The organism is Bradyrhizobium sp. 87, assembly GCF_023073015.1.
GTDB lineage: Bacteria > Pseudomonadota > Alphaproteobacteria > Rhizobiales > Xanthobacteraceae > Bradyrhizobium > Bradyrhizobium canariense_D.
Genome location: NZ_JADPIQ010000127.1, coordinates 1 through 1,207 on the forward strand (window position 1 = coordinate 1; position 1,207 = coordinate 1,207).

General features: G+C 59.7%; 1 protein-coding gene. It reads right to left on the reverse strand.

The genetic code is table 11. From position 1 onward, the window contains the following. Nucleotides 1–469: 469 nt before the first annotated feature. The coding region (locus tag IVB50_RS31305) for a flagellin (protein ID WP_253075474.1) at nucleotides 470–1,207 on the reverse strand (738 nt) is incomplete at its 5' end.

A 1,207-nucleotide genomic window follows, 5' to 3' on the forward strand; every position in this document is an offset into this window, starting at 1 on the left:
GACGCTCTTGCCCGTCGACAGACGGCTCTGCGTGGTGGCGAGGAGGTCGGCGGTGGACTGGAGGGAGAGGAGGTTCTGACGAACCGAAGAGGAGAGAACAATACCGGACATAAGCTGTTACCCTTCTGGTACGCAACGCAACAAACTTCGATTAGGATTAATCGATGCCGGGACGGTGAACGTAGGTGGCTAACAAAGCATGAAGTGCGTCGCGCCAGTCCTTGCGCGGATTCACCATATACGCGGCCGAAGGGAAATCGACCTCAGTCGTATCACCATGATGGAATGATGCTTTTTCGCGCAATCGCGAGACGTTTGCTACTTGTCAACCATAACTCAGAGTGGGCAAACGGCTGCACCTGAATGCACCATCTTCGTCCCACCCTACGTCTTCAAACACTGGCGCAAAAAAGAAAACGGCGGGGCCGAAGCCCCGCCGCTCTATCTATCTTGCGATGTCGTCCGCGATTTAGCGGAGCAGCTGCAGCACGCTCTGCTGCGACTGGTTGGCCAGCGAAAGCGCGGAGACCGCGATCGACTGGCGGGTCGACAGCGCCTGGCTGTTGGCCGCTTCGGTGTTGGTGTCGGCCAGGGTCAGGTTGGACGAACCGGTCTGCAGCACGTTGATCAGGCTCTTGTTGAAGTCCTGACGCACCTGCACCACCGAGAGGTTCGAACCGAGCGCCGAGGCCTCCGACCGCAGCGTGCTCGACGCGGCATTCAGGTTGGTCAGCACCTTGTTGGTGGCAGCGTTGTCGATGAAGTCGACACCGCTGGTCAACGCGGCGAGGCCCAGACCCTTGGAGTTGTAGGTCACGCCGGTGATGTTCAGGCTCGACTTGCCGGTCTCGTCGAACACCAGCTTGAGCTGATCGCCGTTCAACAGGTTCACGCCGTTGAACGAGGAGTCCTGCGAGGTCGTGTCGATCTGGTTCAGGATGTTGTTGTACTGATTGACCAGATTGGCACGGGACGTCTGCGCAACGCTGTCCTGGACGGGGCTGGAAGCCGTCGAGAAGGTCAGAGCCGTCGTCAGCGTACCGCCGATCGCACCACCCGCTACACTCGAGCCGAGCGTAGAAGACGCATAGTCGTTGGTGGTCGAGACCGTGAGCAGGCCGTTGGCGTCGATCGTGGCCGACAGGTTGTTGGCCTGAAGCGCGGTGTTGAGCTGATCGAGCGTCTTGACCGTACCGTTGGTGCCGTC